The organism is Kitasatospora sp. NPDC088351, assembly GCF_040685575.1.
Classification (GTDB): domain Bacteria; phylum Actinomycetota; class Actinomycetes; order Streptomycetales; family Streptomycetaceae; genus Kitasatospora.
In genome coordinates this window covers 282303-296420 of sequence record NZ_JBFBIL010000001.1, presented here as the reverse complement: position 1 = coordinate 296420, position 14118 = coordinate 282303, and the positions used below count along the sequence as shown (strand labels likewise).

General features: G+C 73.5%; 10 protein-coding genes and 1 tRNA gene. 3 read left to right on the top strand and 8 right to left on the bottom strand.

The annotated features are described in order from the left end of the window. Positions 1-34: 34 nt before the first annotated feature. Together AB0P06_RS01290 and AB0P06_RS01285 are read right to left on the bottom strand one after the other, a co-directional pair. Complete coding sequence (locus AB0P06_RS01290; RefSeq protein ID WP_363604127.1) at positions 35-937, bottom strand: phosphotransferase; 903 nt, start codon at positions 935-937, stop codon at positions 35-37. 59 nt (positions 938-996) lie between these two features. After that, positions 997-1647: an ATP-binding protein gene (locus tag AB0P06_RS01285; protein WP_363604125.1), complete on the bottom strand. Its 651-nt coding sequence runs from the start codon at positions 1645-1647 to the stop codon at positions 997-999. Between the two features lie 527 nt (positions 1648-2174). Between AB0P06_RS01285 and AB0P06_RS01280 the strand changes: the two genes are divergently transcribed. From AB0P06_RS01280 to AB0P06_RS01270, 3 genes are read left to right on the top strand one after another with little or no spacing between them, the layout of a single operon-like run. After that, positions 2175-3449 (top strand): helix-turn-helix transcriptional regulator, encoded by a 1275-nt coding sequence (locus AB0P06_RS01280; RefSeq protein ID WP_363604124.1) that lies wholly within the window; start codon positions 2175-2177, stop codon positions 3447-3449. Then, on the top strand, positions 3446-3997 hold the full coding sequence (locus tag AB0P06_RS01275) for a flavoprotein (RefSeq protein ID WP_363604123.1): 552 nt from the start codon (positions 3446-3448) through the stop codon (positions 3995-3997). Before AB0P06_RS01280 ends, AB0P06_RS01275 begins: the two co-directional genes overlap by 4 nt. 3 nt (positions 3998-4000) lie before the next feature. Continuing rightward, on the top strand, positions 4001-4411 hold the full coding sequence (locus tag AB0P06_RS01270; protein ID WP_363604122.1) for an NUDIX hydrolase: 411 nt from the start codon (positions 4001-4003) through the stop codon (positions 4409-4411). A 709-nt stretch (positions 4412-5120) separates the two neighbouring features. Here AB0P06_RS01270 and AB0P06_RS01265 read toward each other — a convergent pair. The 6 genes from AB0P06_RS01265 to tmk all read right to left on the bottom strand — a co-directional run bounded on the left by AB0P06_RS01265 (position 5121) and on the right by tmk (position 13998). After that, positions 5121-5194: transfer RNA gene (locus AB0P06_RS01265), tRNA-Thr, on the bottom strand. A gap of 81 nt (positions 5195-5275) precedes the next feature. After that, a complete protein-coding gene (leuE, locus tag AB0P06_RS01260) occupies positions 5276-5932 on the bottom strand; it encodes a leucine efflux protein LeuE (RefSeq protein WP_363604120.1) in 657 nt (218 codons plus the stop codon). Positions 5933-6018: 86 nt separating this feature from the next. After that, positions 6019-7647, bottom strand: a complete 1629-nt coding sequence (locus AB0P06_RS01255; protein ID WP_363604205.1) for an alpha/beta hydrolase — start codon at positions 7645-7647, stop codon at positions 6019-6021. Between the two features lie 218 nt (positions 7648-7865). Next, positions 7866-9032, bottom strand: a complete 1167-nt coding sequence (locus tag AB0P06_RS01250; RefSeq protein WP_363604118.1) for a hypothetical protein — start codon at positions 9030-9032, stop codon at positions 7866-7868. Between the two features lie 254 nt (positions 9033-9286). Then, entirely contained in the window at positions 9287-10498 is a 1212-nt protein-coding gene (locus AB0P06_RS01245) for a DNA polymerase III subunit delta' (protein WP_363604117.1), read from the bottom strand. 158 nt (positions 10499-10656) lie between these two features. Further along, complete coding sequence (gene tmk / locus AB0P06_RS01240) at positions 10657-13998, bottom strand: dTMP kinase (RefSeq protein ID WP_363604116.1); 3342 nt, start codon at positions 13996-13998, stop codon at positions 10657-10659. Positions 13999-14118: the final 120 nt, after the last annotated feature.

Here is a 14118-nt window from a genome sequence, read left to right as displayed (position 1 = left end):
CAGGTAGTCGCGGTCGCGAACGGTGGGAACCGGCCTACCGGTGTTCAGCGGCGAACCGTTCCAGAGTGGGGAAGGTGCCGGTGTCGATCGTGTTGGACGACTCATACTGATCAAGTCCCATCGTGAAGAGGGTGCGGCGGTACTGCCACTTGATGTGCTTGTCGTGCCGCGTGGGGTCGGTGGGCCGCATGAGGGCGAGGAAGAAGAAGCACTTGACGAGCAGGAAGTCGCCCAGGTGCTCGCTGACCCGCTGCCCGATCAGGGACGCGGTGGTCTCGTCGAGGGCCGCGGTGTAGGCGGTGCGCTGTTCCGGGGTGATGCTGTAGCCCTTGCCGCCGCCCTTGAAGGCCACGATGTCGAGCGCGGGGTAGACGTCGTAGCCGAGCGGGACCGGTCCGTGGTGCTGCCAGTCGATGACCCCGGCCTGGAGGACGTTGGGCAGGCCGTAGTCGAGATGCCCGTGCACCATCGGGAGCCGGGCCAGCCGGTCGAGGGCGTGCTTGACCGCCTCGTGGACGCGCGGGGTGTCGAAGTCCGGGTTCTCCTCGAAGACCTCGGCCGCGAAGGCCGCCTTCTCGAACCACTGAGTGGCGGGGAGGGGGTGCCTCGCCTGGGCCTGCAGGAGCTTCGATGCGACGGCCGCCGCCGTGCTGATCACCTGGTAGCTGACCTGACCGTTCTGCCTGGCGTCGGCCAGCGCCTCCTCGTGCAGCGAGCTGTCGCCGATGGCGCGCTCGATGACGAAGTAGCTCTCGTTCTCCGAGCCACTGTCGACGATCTCCGGCACCGGGTAACCAAGGCCGGCGGCCAGCTGCTGGAACTCGGTCTCAACCCGCAGATCCTCGCCGCCGGTCCGCTTGTAGAGCAGGCCGTCGGTGGACCTCCACACCGCGCCCTGTGTGGCCGTTCTGTCCTTCACAAACTCCCAGTCACTCATCCATCCATCCTTCCGTAGAGCCGAGTTGGGGTGGAGCAGATACGGCTGTGTCGGGCAGGTCACCTGGGGTTGGGCCGGCCGCCCCCGGGGGAAAGGGCGACCGGCCCCGTCACCGCCCGGCCGGTGTGCCTGCATCGGTACGGGCGGAGTCGGTGGGCACGTGGCGAGCGGTGCTGCGAGAACCACCTGTACGCGCGGGCGCTTGGCCAGGCGGGCACGTGGGGACGGGGCCTGGGACGGTCGGTGCGGACGAGGCTGGCGATGAGCGCCGCCCTTCGGGTCGAACGAGGGTGCTCGGGTACCGCGACAGCGGGCACCGCCAGTTCAGCCCAGACCTTCTTGCCATGGGTCGTCGGCTCCGCGCCCCAGGTCTCCGACAGACCCTCGATCAGCAACATGCCGCGACCGGTAGTCAGTTCGTCGTTGCCGAAGTTGGCGGCCCCGGTGGGCATCCGGCGCGACGGGTCGTACACCTCGATCACCACACGGTCCCCGTCCGGTGACAGGTAAATTCCGGCAAGCAGTCTCCCCGGCGCGTGGATGACCGCGTTAGCGAGCAGCTCGTCGGCGACCAGAGCGATGTCGCCAAGCGAAGTCGGGTCGATCCCCCACGAGCGGGCGACTCGGACGACGGCTTCCCGGGCTGGTGGGACGTGGTCGCGCCTGGTACCGATGAACGAGATACGTCGGGCGTGAGTGGAGGAGATCACTGGTCACCATCGCAGGCTTGGACCGCGTCGACAACGCTGTTGCAGGGCCAGGGGCCGCAGCCGTCGCTGCACCGGCCGTCCTCGAACTGGTGGCGGTCGAGGACCTCTCGGGCGTGGGTGCTGGCGGTGGCGAGGCCCTCGCGACGCGCGGCGGCGCGGTCTGCGGGGCTCGCGGTTGTGTTCGACGCCCGGCCGTCTTCCGAAGCGAGAGGAACAGCCACTGCGTCCCGCTGGTGCGTGGTGGCGCCCCTCTGTGCGTCCGAGCGAAGGGTCATCGGCGCTTCTCCTTAGCCACTGGGTAAAGCCGCGCATGCGCGAGACCGCAGATGGGCCTCGGTCATGCGGGAGCGGGGAACCGCAAGCCGCGAGGGTGGTCGAGCTGCTGACGACCAGACAACTCCATCTCGATGCACAACGGTTAGGGCATGGGCTCCGCGTGCATGATCCATGCAGATCGTGCATGACGGGTTGTCCTGGTGCGGCTACGCTCGGCTCACCAGGCAGGATCAGCATTGGCAGGAGAAGCCATGTCGCAGACGGCCAAAGGACACTCCGCAGCGGGCGGGATCGGAGAAGTAATCCGCCGCGCACGGGTGTTGAGTGGGCGGTCGCAGGCGGACGTGGCCACCGAACTGGGCTACCACCAGTCGAAGATCAGCCGGTTGGAGAGCGGCAAGGGGACGCAGGACATCGATGTCCTGCGCGCTGTCGCAGCCGTGCTCGACATCCCGCTGGGAAGCCTCGGCCTGTCCTCCCATACCAGTGCGGACAGCAGGACGGACGACATGCACCGTCGCAATTTCTTGGCCGCGAGCGTCGTCGCGCTCGCGGCCCCGACACCTACTCCTCGCGTGGGGATAGAGCTGGTCCAGGCACTGCTGCCCGGACCCGTTCCAGCTGAGCACGCGCCACAACCCCTGGCCGCACTCGCATCCCGGCTCTCCCAGGCGCGGAGGCTCTTCTACACCTGCCGGTACGCCGAGCTCGAAGGCGCGTTGCCGTCGCTGATCGCCGACCTTCGCCAGGCCCAGGACGCCTCCCGCGGCGGCGATCAAGCCCTGTCCGGGCTCCTCGCGACGGCGTACCAGACCGCGGTGAGCCTGCTGCTCAAGCTCGGAGACCACGGCAACGCCTGGCTGGCGGTCGGCCGTGCCATGGCCGAGGCCGAGCGGAGCGCCGACCCCGTGGTGATGGCCTCCAGCGTCCGTGTCCAGGCGCATGTCCTCGCGCGCGACCGGCACACCGCGCCGGCCGTCACCCTCATCCGGCACACCGCCGACCAGCTCTCCGGCAGCTACGACCGGCGCCCGCCTGAGTACCTCGCCGCGCTGGGGCTCATGCTCCTTCGCGGCGTTACGGCGGCGAGCGCCGGCGGCGACCGTGCCACGACCGCCGAGTTTCTCGCCGAAGCTCAGGAGGTCGCGCGCTACGTCGACCTCGACGGCCCCGAAGCCTGGGCGAACTTCAGTCCGACCAACGTCGCGCTCCACTCGGTGAGCGCCTCGGTAGTCCTCGGCGACGCGGGAACGGCGCTGGAAGCCGCCCAGCCGCTGATGCGCAGGCGCATCCCGGTCCCCGAGCGCCGGGCGGCACTGTGGGTGGAGGCTGCACGGGCCTACAGCCAGCAGGGCAGACTGGCCGAGGGATACAAAGCGCTCAGGATCGCGGAGAGCTGTGCCTCGGAGGACATCCGTCGACGGCCCAGCGTGCTGGAGCTGGCCGGTGACATGGCCGCTCGCGACCGGCGCGGTGCCGTCCCGGAGCTTCGCCGTTTCTGCCAGGAGTTGGGAGTCCAGGTTTGACCGAGCACCGCGAGCCGTTCCTCTATGTCGTCGTCTGCGCGTCGGGCATCGCCGACGGAGTGGGCGAACTGATCACCGCTGCCCATGCCGAGGGCTGGGGAGTCGGCGTGATCGCGACCCCGAACGGGCTCGGATTCATAGACCAGGAAGCCGTCGAAGCCCAGACCGGCTACCCGATCCGCTCAGCCTGGCGAACGCCGAGCATCCCCCAGCCACTGCCCCCGGCCGACGCGATCGCGGTCGCCCCGGCCACCTTCAACACCATCAACAAGTGGGCCGCTGGCATCTCGGACACCCTCGCGCTCGGCATCCTCTGCGAGGCGTACGGCCTCGGCATCCCGGTGGCCGTCCAGCCCTACGTCAACTCCGCCCAAGCCGCGCACCCCGCGTACGCGGAGAGCCTCACCCGCCTCCGGTCGATGGGCGTCCTGCTCGGCGACTACGTCCCCCACAAGCCCAAGGCCGGCGGGGGCCGTGACAAGTACAACTGGACCCATGTCCTCGACCTGCTCCGCCCCGTGGCGGCCTCAGCGGCGGAGAGGGATTAGCCGATGCTCCCGCCTTCAGAGGGGCCGCCAGGTGTCGCTGCCGCGATCGTGATCCGAGAGGGTCGGGTGCTGATGGTCCGGCGCTGGGTCAGCGAGGGCCGGCTCTTGTGGCAGTTCCCGGCAGGCAAGATCGAGCCCGGCGAGTCTCCCGAGCAAGCGGCTGTCCGCGAGACTGCGGAGGAGACGGGGATGAACGTGGCTGCCATCAAGGTCCTCGGCGAGCGCGTTCACCCAGAAACTGGCCGGTGGATGTCGTACACGGTCTGCGAGATCATCAGCGGCGCCGCTGCCGTCGGTGACCCACGAGAACTGGACGCACTGGCGTGGGTGGCGCTTCCAGAGATCCCCGAGTACGTGCCGTACGGGATCTTCGAGCCGGTGCAGGCATATCTGAACGCCACGCTCAAGAACTGACGGAGCCCCTGCGGGCGGCCATCAGCTGGTGGCCGCCCGCAGCGCTGTCGGCGCTCGGGCGAGGCCCGGCGTATCTGCTTCTCCTTGCCGGGTTGGCGTTCGGCGGGTGCGGTTGTTGGCAGCCTTGGTGTCGGTCTGCACGGCGGGTGTCGTGAGTGCGGTCGTCGTGGTGGCGCGACGGCCGCTGCGAGTGAGCGCGATGCGGGCGCGTTGGTCGATGCGGTCGTTGGTGGCGTGGTGCAGGCACCAGAAGAGGACTTCGACGGGGTCGGTCGGCGCCGGTCAGCTCCCATTGCTGGGCGGCTTCGGTGAGGGCTCGGCAGGGCGATTGGCCAGCGGAATTCGACCTGGGCGAGGACGGTGGCCTGCACATGGGCGGCGAAGCGGTCAGTCGTCCTGCGCGCGAGGGTGCGGCGGCTCGCAGTTCGGCTCGGGCGTGGGTAGGGGTGGTGAAGGCGGAGAAGTACCAGCGTCCTGCCCGAGATCGCCAAGGATGCCGCCGAGGCCGCCGCGAAGCTCGCCCCTCCAGCGGAAGGCCGCGAAGAAGGAGAAGTCCAAGGCCAAGAAGGCCAGGGGTCGGACCGAGATCAACACCCGTGCTCACGCATCGCTCACGCAAGCGGTCCTGTAGCACGCTGCCGACGCCTGACGGCCAGCCAAGGAACAACAAAGGCCCAGGTCACGGGCTATGTGACCTGGGCCGATTCTGAGCCGCCTATGGGATTCGAACCCATGACCTACGCATTACGAGTGCGTTGCTCTGGCCAACTGAGCTAAGGCGGCACCGTTGACGCAGTGCAGCGGCAACGGCGGCAAGTCTACACAGGTTCGGAGGTGATCCGTACCGGGTAACAGTGGCGGGGCTCAGGTCGAGGAGACGGCGAGCTTGGCGGCGAAGCCGGCGAAGAGGACGGCGACGCCGCTGGTGAGGCCTGCGGAGAGCCGCTTGCGCCGGCGGAAGGCGGTGGCGAGGGTGGTGCCCGCGAAGATCAGCATGGAGAGGTAGAGCAGGCTGAAGGTCTGCAGGACGCCGCCGAGCAGGGCGAAGGAGAGGGCGGGCCGGCCGTAGGACGGGTCCACGAACTGCGTGAAGAAGGAGAGCAGGAAGAGGATCGCCTTCGGGTTCAGCAGGCTGATCACCAGGGCCCTGCGGAACGGGCGCTCGACGGCCTCCGGGGCGGGCCCGGCAGCGGTTGCGGCGGGGTCGTCGGCACGGCGTTCGCGCCAGAGCTGGCGAGCGGCGCGAAGCATGCCGATGCCGATCCAGAGCAGGTACGCGGCGCCGCCGAACTTCACCACGGCGAAGACGGCCGGGTTGGCCTCCAGCAGCGAGGCGGCGCCCAGCGAGGTGAGGCTGATCAGAGTGAGGTCTCCGACGAAGACGCCGGCGGCCGCGGTGTAGCCGGTCCGGACGCCCTTGCGGGCGGCGACGGACAGCACGTACAGGGAGTTGGGGCCGGGGAGAAGGACGATGACGAGGGCGCCGAGGACATACGTCGCCAGGTCGTTGACTCCGAGCACGGTGCGCTCCGATGAGGGTGTGGGGTGCGGCAGGGGGTGGCGGGCGCTCATCGTAACTTCGCACCGGGCGGCGGTTGAAGCGAATATCAGCCCCCGCAGCGCTTCCCCTTCTCGGGCGGCCCGCCCCTCAGCAGATAGGCGTTGACGGCGTCGTCCACGCAGGCGTTCTGGCGGCCGTACGCGGTGTGGCCGTCGCCGTCGTAGGTCAGCAGGTGGCCGGACTGCAGTTGCCCGGCCAGCGACTGCGCCCACGCGTACGGGGTGGCCGGGTCGCGGGTGGTGCCGACGACGACGATCGGGGGAGCGCCGGCGGCCCGGACTGTGTGCGCGGCACCGGTGGCCTTGACCGGCCAGTAGGTGCAGGTCAGCGCCATCCAGGCCATGTCGCGGCCGAAGTGCGGCGAGGTCCGCTCGAAGGCGGGCACCGCCTGCTGGGCCTCCGCCGGGCCGGTGAACGGTGCGGGCAGGTCGAGGCAGTTCACCGCCGTGTTGGCGAACATCAGGTTGGGGTACGAGCCGTCCGGGCGGCGTCCGTAGTACGAGTCGGACAGCTTCAGCAGACCGGTGCCGTCGCCCGCCTTGGCCTCGGCGAGCGCGGCACGCAGATCGGGCCAGAGGAAGTCGGCGTACATCGCCTGGATGACGCCGGTGGTCGCCCGGGACTCGGTCAGCAGGCGGCCGGAGTCGGGGGTGACCAGCGGCTGGGTGTCGAGCGACTTGAACAGGGCGGTGAGCTGCTCGCCGACCTGCTGCTCGGTCCGGCCGAGCGGGCAGTCCTCGTGCTTGGCGCAGTCCTTGGCGAAGGCCGCCCAGGCGGTCTCGAAGCCGCCGGCCTGGGTCAGGTTGCCGTCGAGCGAGTCGAGCGACGGGTCCATCGCGCCGTCCAGCACCATCCGGCCGGTCCGGGTGGGAAAGAGCCCGGCATAGGTGGCTCCGAGGAAAGTGCCGTAGGACTTGCCGACGTAGTTCAGCCGCTCGTCGCCGAGCAGCGCCCGCAGCACGTCCATGTCGCGGGCCGCCTCGACGGTGCCGAGGTGGCCGAGCTCGGCACCGGCCCGCTCCTCGCAGCCCTCGGCGAACTCCTTGTCCGCGGCCACCAGGGCGTCCGTCTCGGCCTGGTCGTCGGGGGTGGTGTCGACGGCGGTGTAGGCGTCCATCCGCTGATTGCTCAGGCAGGTCACGGGGCTGCTGCGGCCGACCCCGCGCGGGTCGAGGCCGACCAGGTCGTACCGGGCGCGCACGCCGCTGTCGTACGTCCCGGCGACGGCCTTCACGTAATCGACCGCCGAGCCGCCGGGGCCGCCGGGGTTGAGCAGCAGCGAGCCAAGCCGGCGGCCTGATCCCACCGATCCCTCGGGTCCCTTCGACACCCCCGACGCGCCCGGCGCCCCCGGCTCGACCGGCTCGGCCCGGACCCGGACGGCCGCCAGGACGAGGTCCCCGCCCGCCGGGTGGTCGTAGTCCAGCGGCACCCGGAAGGTGGCGCACTCGAAGCCCTCGTCGCACGGCTGCCAGGCGAGCCGCTGGCCGTAGTACGACGCCAGCGCGGCGGGCACGGCCGCGGGCAGCGGCTCCAGCGGCGTGACCCTGGGGCGGGACGCTCCGGCGGAGGGGGAAGCCGGGCCGGAGCCGGAGCCGGCGGCAGCGGGCCCGGCGGCGGCCGAGGGGGGCGCCTCCGGCCCGGAGGAGGCGGAGCTGCACCCCCCGGCCAGCATCCCGGCCGCGGCCAGCACGGCCGCCAGGGCGTGCCTCGCCACCGGAACACGTCGCACGGCCGGAACGCGTCTCATGCCCGGAGCACGTCCCACGGCCGGGGCCTGCCTCGCGACCGGGGCGTGCTTCGTGGCCTTCATCTGGTCCCCTCAGGTGTTCGAGTCCGGTGGCCCCGGGACCGCCCGGGTACCGCGAAGCGTGGTGGCCGCCGCAGCGGTGATCAGGATGCCTTGGCCAGCGTCTCGGCCAGGTACTGGGCCGCCTGCCGGACCAGCCGCAGCCGTTCCCGCTCCGGCGAGTAGTCCTGCACATTGTCGGAGATCCGCACATCGGCGCGGGCCGCCGAACCGGTGCCGCCGCGCAGCGCGGCCTGGAGCTTGCGGGCCGCGTCCAGCCCCGCGCTGTCCGCCTTGGCGGCGGCCAGCAGCAGCCGGGGAGCGGCGTCGGCGGGCGCCTCGGCTCCGGTCCGGGCCAGCGCGGCGGTGTCGTACCGCCCGGAGATCGCCGCGGCCGCGCCGTACAGATCGGGGCGGGCCAGCCCGGCGGCCGCGGCGCAGGGCGCGCCGCCCTCGACGCCGAGGGCGGCCCAGGAGGCCGGGCCGGGCGGCAGGGTCCGGAAGGCGGCGGCGATGGCCGAGCGCAGCGTGGCGTCGTCGGCGACGGCCTGCGGGGCGGCGGCGACCAGGTCGCAGGGGTGCGCGGTGCCGTTCGGCGCCTCGGGGGCGACCAGGATGAACGGGCGGGCCTTGCCGGTCTGGACGGCGGAGCTGAGGCCGTCGAAGACGTCGGGGACCTCGGCGTCGGCGGTCTTGCGCGGGGTGGCGGCGTGCATCACCACCACCGGGAAACGGGCGTTCTGGTCATTGGCGTACTGCGCGGGCAGCCAGACCCGGACGTTGCGCGGCTGCCCGTCCGGGCCGAGAACGACGGACTGCAGCAGTTCGCCGCCGCTCGGGTGGCCGACGCTGTCGAACCGGCTGACCACCTGGGCGGCGGCGGGCGGAGGAGCGGCCTCGGGGACCGCGGCGGGGTCGGGGGCCGGGACCCCGGCTGCGGGCGGCGCTGCCTGCCGGGCGCCGCCACCGACGGTCCCGGCGCCCCAGTCGGCCTCGTCCTCGACGGCGAGCTGTGCCCCTTCCTGCCCCGAGTCCGGTCCGCCGAGGCTGCCGAGCACCCCGAAGGCCGTCAGCAGGGTCAGCGCCGTGACGCAGACCCCGCACGCCATCGCCCCGAGCGTCCGAAGCAGCATCGGCCGCCGGTCGCTGGTCAGCTCGTACGTCTCGGCGGCCCGCAGGTCGCGCCAGCGCAGCAGCGCACCGCGCGCCAGCCAGACACCGCCCACGGCGGCCGCGGCCAGCAGGGGAACGACGAGGAGCGAACGGACCATGGGACGCACCACCTCGGGACGAGGGCCGGACACCGGACCGGCCGGCGCCGTACGGGACGCGACGGCCCCGGCGTCGGGGCGCAGTCGGCCCCCAGCGTGCAAGACGACCCGACGGTCACACGCGGGTGTGCCCGGCGCGTACCGCCCGTTCACTCGAAGGTGGGACAACGGATAGGACGTGAAGCCGTACCCGGCGGCCCGACGGCCCAGCAGCCCGGCCGGACCGGCGAGGGCCCGGTGGTCCCGGACCGGCCTCAGCCCGCCCGCAGGGCCACCGTCATCGCCTCGACGGCGAGCAGCGGGTCGACGTTGCGGTCCAGCGCCCGCCGACAGGCGAGCACCGCCTCGATCCGCCGCAGCGTGCCCTCCGGCGGACCGGCCGCCGCGACCCGGTTCAGGGCCTGGCGCTGGTCCTCGTTGGCCAGCGCACCGGTCGAGCCGAGCTGGAGGGCGAGCACATCCCGGTAGAAGCCGAGCAGGTCGAGCAGGGCGACGCCGAGCGTCTCCCGGCGGGTCCGGGTGGCACGGCTCTTCTGCCGCTTCTCCAGTTCCTTGACCGCCCCGGCCATGCCGCGCGGGGCCTTGCTGCCCTCGGCCGCGCCGTACGCGGCCTTCAGGTCGTCGGTCTCCTTGGCGTCCTGCGTCTCCGCGAGCGCCTCGGCGTCGGCCTTGGCGGTGTCGACCAGGCGCTGGGCGGCCGCCAGGCAGCCGCCGATGTCACCGACCTCCAGCGGGATGCGCAGCACCTCGGTCCGGCGGTTGCGCGCCTGCTCGTCGACGGCCAGCCGGCGGGCGCGGTCGACGTCCCCCTGCCCGGCGAGCGCGGCCAGCCGGGCCGTCTCCGGGTCGACGCCGTCGCGGCGGACCAGCGTGTCGGCGACGGCCTCGGCGGCGGGCGTCCGCAGCACCAGCAGGCGGCAGCGTGAGCGGATGGTCGGCAGTACGTCCTGGACCGAGGGCGCGCAGAGCAGCCAGACGGTGCGCGGGGACGGCTCCTCCACGCCCTTGAGCAGGGCGTTGGCGGCGGCCTCGGTCAGCCGGTGGGCGGCGTCCACCAGGATCACCGACCAGCGGCCGCCGGTCGGGTAGCTGGAGGCGCGCAGGACGAGGGCGCGCATGTCGCCGACGCCGATCGACAGACCGTCGGTGCGGACGTACTTGACGTCGGCGTGGCTGCCCGCCATCACGGTGTGGCAGCCGTCGCAGAACCCGCAGCCGGGCGTGCCGCCGAGCGCGAGGTCCGGGCTGGTGCACTGCAGGGCGGCCGCGAAGGCGCGGGCGGCGGTGGTCTGGCCGGCCCCGGGCGGGCCGGTGAACAGCCAGGCGTGTGTCATCAGGGAGGCGTTGGTGCCCGGCTCCGGTGCGGCACCGCGCCCGGCGGCGACCGCCGCTCCGGCCGCCCGGGCGGCGGCGGTCAGCTGTTCGACCACCCGGTCCTGACCCACCAGGTCGTCCCAGACGGCCACTGCTGCTCCCAAGCTCGGTACGGCTGCGCTCCCGGCGCTCTTCCCCGCCGTCGAGCATACGTGCCCGCCACGACAGCGGGCGGCGCCGCCGGAGACCCGCTCCGACCGCACCGCCCGCGTCCTACGCCCAACGCCCCGGGGGCCGACCCCCGGCCGGGTCAGCCCCGGCGGCCCCAGCGACGGCCCTTGCCCTTGCCCTCACCCCTGTCGCCACTCCGGGCCCCGCCGCCCTGACCACCCTGGCCGCCCTGGCCGCCGTACGGCGCACCCTGGTCCTGCGGGCCCTGCTGGTCGGCCGGGCCGCCCTGGTTCCAGCGGGCCCATTCGTCGCGCGAGCCGAGCAGGGTGTCGGTGAGGCTCGGCAGGTCGTCCATCGGGGTCTCCTCGGCCCAGGACGGCCGGGGGCGCGGCTCGGTGGCCGGCGGCTGCTCCTCGACCACCGGCAGCTCGCGGGTGCTGTCGGCCGGCTCCTCCCGCCAGAGGCCCGGCGGGAGGCGGTCGGCCGGGCGGTCCGGCTCGACCCGGGGCAGCACCGCGGTCCGGTCGGCGTCCGCCGAGGGCACCCGGGGCAGCACGGTGGTCTCGTCGCCCGCGGCGGCGGGAACAACCGGCAGCTTCGCCGTCTCGTCGGCCGCGGGGGCCGCTGCGGCCCTCGCCGCCTCCGCCTCCTCGGCCGCCCGGGCAGCCGCCCGGCGGTCCCGCTCGGAGATCTCCTGGGTGGCCTCGTCACTGTCCTTCACCACCCGCAGTTCGGTGGTCACCGCGTCCCCCGGAGCCGTCCGGTCCGCCCGGTCGGCCGCGCTCTCGGCGGCGGCAGCGGCAGCGGCGAGCGCGGCGGCCTGCGCCAGCCGGGCCTCCTCGGCCCGCTGCAGGGCCTCTTCGGCCCGCCGCCGCTGCTCCTCGCGCTGAAGATCGCGCTGCCGCTGGAGCTCCGCCTGGACGGCGGCCTCCTCGGCACGCCGCTTGCGCTCGGCGGCCTCGGCGGCCAGCCGGGCCTCCTCAGCGGCCCGCAGCTTCGCCTCCTCCTCGGCCTGCCGGCGGGCTTCCTCCTCCGCCCGGAGCCGGGCCTCCTCGGCCGCCTTGCGGGCGGCCTCGGCGGCGACCCGCTCGGCCTCCTCCTTGGCCAGCCGTTCCTTCTCCGCCTGCTCGGCCCGGAGCTGCTCCAGCAGCTCCAGCCGCTTGCGCTCGGCGGCCTCCGCCTCGGCCTTCTTCCGGGCCTCCTCGGCGGCGCGGCGCTCGGCCTCCTCGCGGGCCAGCCGCTCCCGCTCGACGCGGGCGGCCTTCTCCTGCTCGGAGAGCGGCAGCTCGCGGTCGAGCCGGTGCCGGATCGCGGTGGTGACGAAGGCGGGCTGCTGGCTGCCGTCGACGACCAGGTAGCGCGCCGGGTCGGCGGCCGCCAGGGCGAGGAAGCCGGACCGCACCCGCTGGTGGAACTCGGTCGGCTCGGACTCCAGCCGGTCCAGCGCCTCGGTGAACCGCTCCCGGGCCTTGCTCGGATCCACGTCCAGGACGACGGTCAGGTCGGGCACCAGTCCGCCGGTCGCCCAGCGCGAGATCCGGGCCACCTCGGTCGCGGCCAGGTCGCGGCCGGCGCCCTGGTAGGCGATGGAGGAGTCCATGTACCGGTCGGTGATCACGACGGCGCCGCGGGCCAGCGCGGGCCGGATGACGTTCTCGACGTGCTCGGCGCGGTCGGCGGCGTAGATCAGCGCCTCGGCGCGGTGCGACAGTCCGGTGTTGCCGACGTCCAGGACGAGGCCGCGCAGCCGCTGCCCGACCGGGCTGCCGCCGGGCTCGCGGGTGAGCACCACCTCGTGGCCCTTGCCCCGGATCCACTCGGCGAGCGCCTGGGCCTGGGTGGACTTGCCGGCGCCGTCGCCGCCCTCCAGGGCGATGAAGAAGCCGGTGCCGGTGGTGCGGTGCGAGGCGAGCCCGGTGCCGCCGCGTACGGCGTCCACCAGCTCACGGACGAAGGGGGTGGTGCCCCGGCGGTCGTCGGTCTTGAGCAGCACGACGGCCGCGAGGACGAGGGTCAGCAGCCCGGTGGTGGCCACCGCGAGGGCCGCACCGCCGTGAATGAAGGTGAACGAGCCGGGCTCGATCCGGCCGTACTCGACGTCCCCGTAGGCGGCGGCGATCAGCGGGACGGCAACCAGCGCGGTGCCCACCACGGCCCGCAGCACCGCGTGCAGGTGCTCGGTGACCTCGGGCAGCCGGGCCTCCTCGACCTCCTGGGCGAGCAGGGTACGCCCGGCCGAGACGGTGATCCCGGCGGCCAGCCCGGCGAGCACGGTCAGCAGCAGGACGAGGACGAAGTCCAGCACCAGGCCGGCCAGGATCAGCGCCACGCCCTCGGTCAGCAGCGCCAGCGCCAGCAGTCGGCGGCGGGAGAGCGCGGGCAGGGTGGCCCGGGTGAGCCGGGCGCCGAGCGCGGGCGTGGCGGCGGCGACGAGCACCAGCAGGCCGTAGCCGATCGGCCCGGCCCGGTGCTCGGCGGCGGTCAGCAGCGCCAGCGCGGCGACGCCCGCCATCGAGGCGTACCCGGCGGCGACGGAGAAGGTGAAGTACGGGGCGGAGCCGGTGCGGCCCTTGTTCAGGGCGGGGCCGGGCGTCGCGTCGGTCGGGGCGCGCAGGCCCTGCAGCGGCGAGTGCGGGGCGACCGGCACCGGACCACCGGACAGCTGCTGCAGGTACACCCGGACGGCCGAGGCCGTGAACAGGGCGGCCGAACCGAGGGCGGCGAAGGTGAGCTGGTGGGCGCGCAGCCAGTCCGAGCCGAGGGCCGCGAAGATGTTGCCGACGAGGGTGAGCGCGATCAGCGCGGCGGCCGCGACCGGCACGGTGGCCCAGCCGGTGCGACGGTCCAGCGTCCGGACGGTCTGCAGGTTGGCGGCGGACGGGCGCTGCTCGGCGGCCGGAGCGTACGGGTTGCCCGGCGGCAGCAGGCCGGGGACGGCGGCGGCCTTGGCGATCGCCCAGACGCGTTCGGCGGCCCCGGTCAGGAAAACGGTGGCGAGCAGGACGTACGTCGCACCGCCGGAGGGCTTCGGGCCGGAGCCCAGCCAGACGACCCACCACGGCGCGACGCCGATCAGCACGGCGCGCAGCGCGTCCGCGCCGAACAGCGTCCAGCGGCGGTCCAGCGGGCCGGTGAGCAGTCGGTGCACCGGGCCGAGCAGAGCGGCGCCGACCAGCACGGTGGCGGCCAGCCGGGCGGCGAAGACGGCGGCGACGGCGAAGCCGAGGCTGCGCGGCAGGTCGCCGAACTGGCCGCCGAGGGCGGTGGCGGTCACGGTGAGCGCGAGCAGCACCAGCAGACCGAGCCGGTCGGCGGTGCCCCCGATCAGCTGGGTGGTCCAGAGCCGGCGGTACGGGCGCGTCCGCAGCAGCGCGCGGGCCCGTTCACCGGGGGTCCCGGCGGGCGCGACCTCGGGAAGGTCGGGCGCGCCGGCTCTGGCGGCCGGGGCGGCGCTGGGGGTGGGCTGCTCCTCGCTCGTCATACGGTCAGCGTAGCGGTCGGCGCTTGCCGCAAAAGGGTGAGCGGGGTTCCGGATCCCGGTCATTGCACGGTTGTGACGCTCCGCGCACACGGCGCGGGCCCGCGCCTCCGGAGCGGAGGC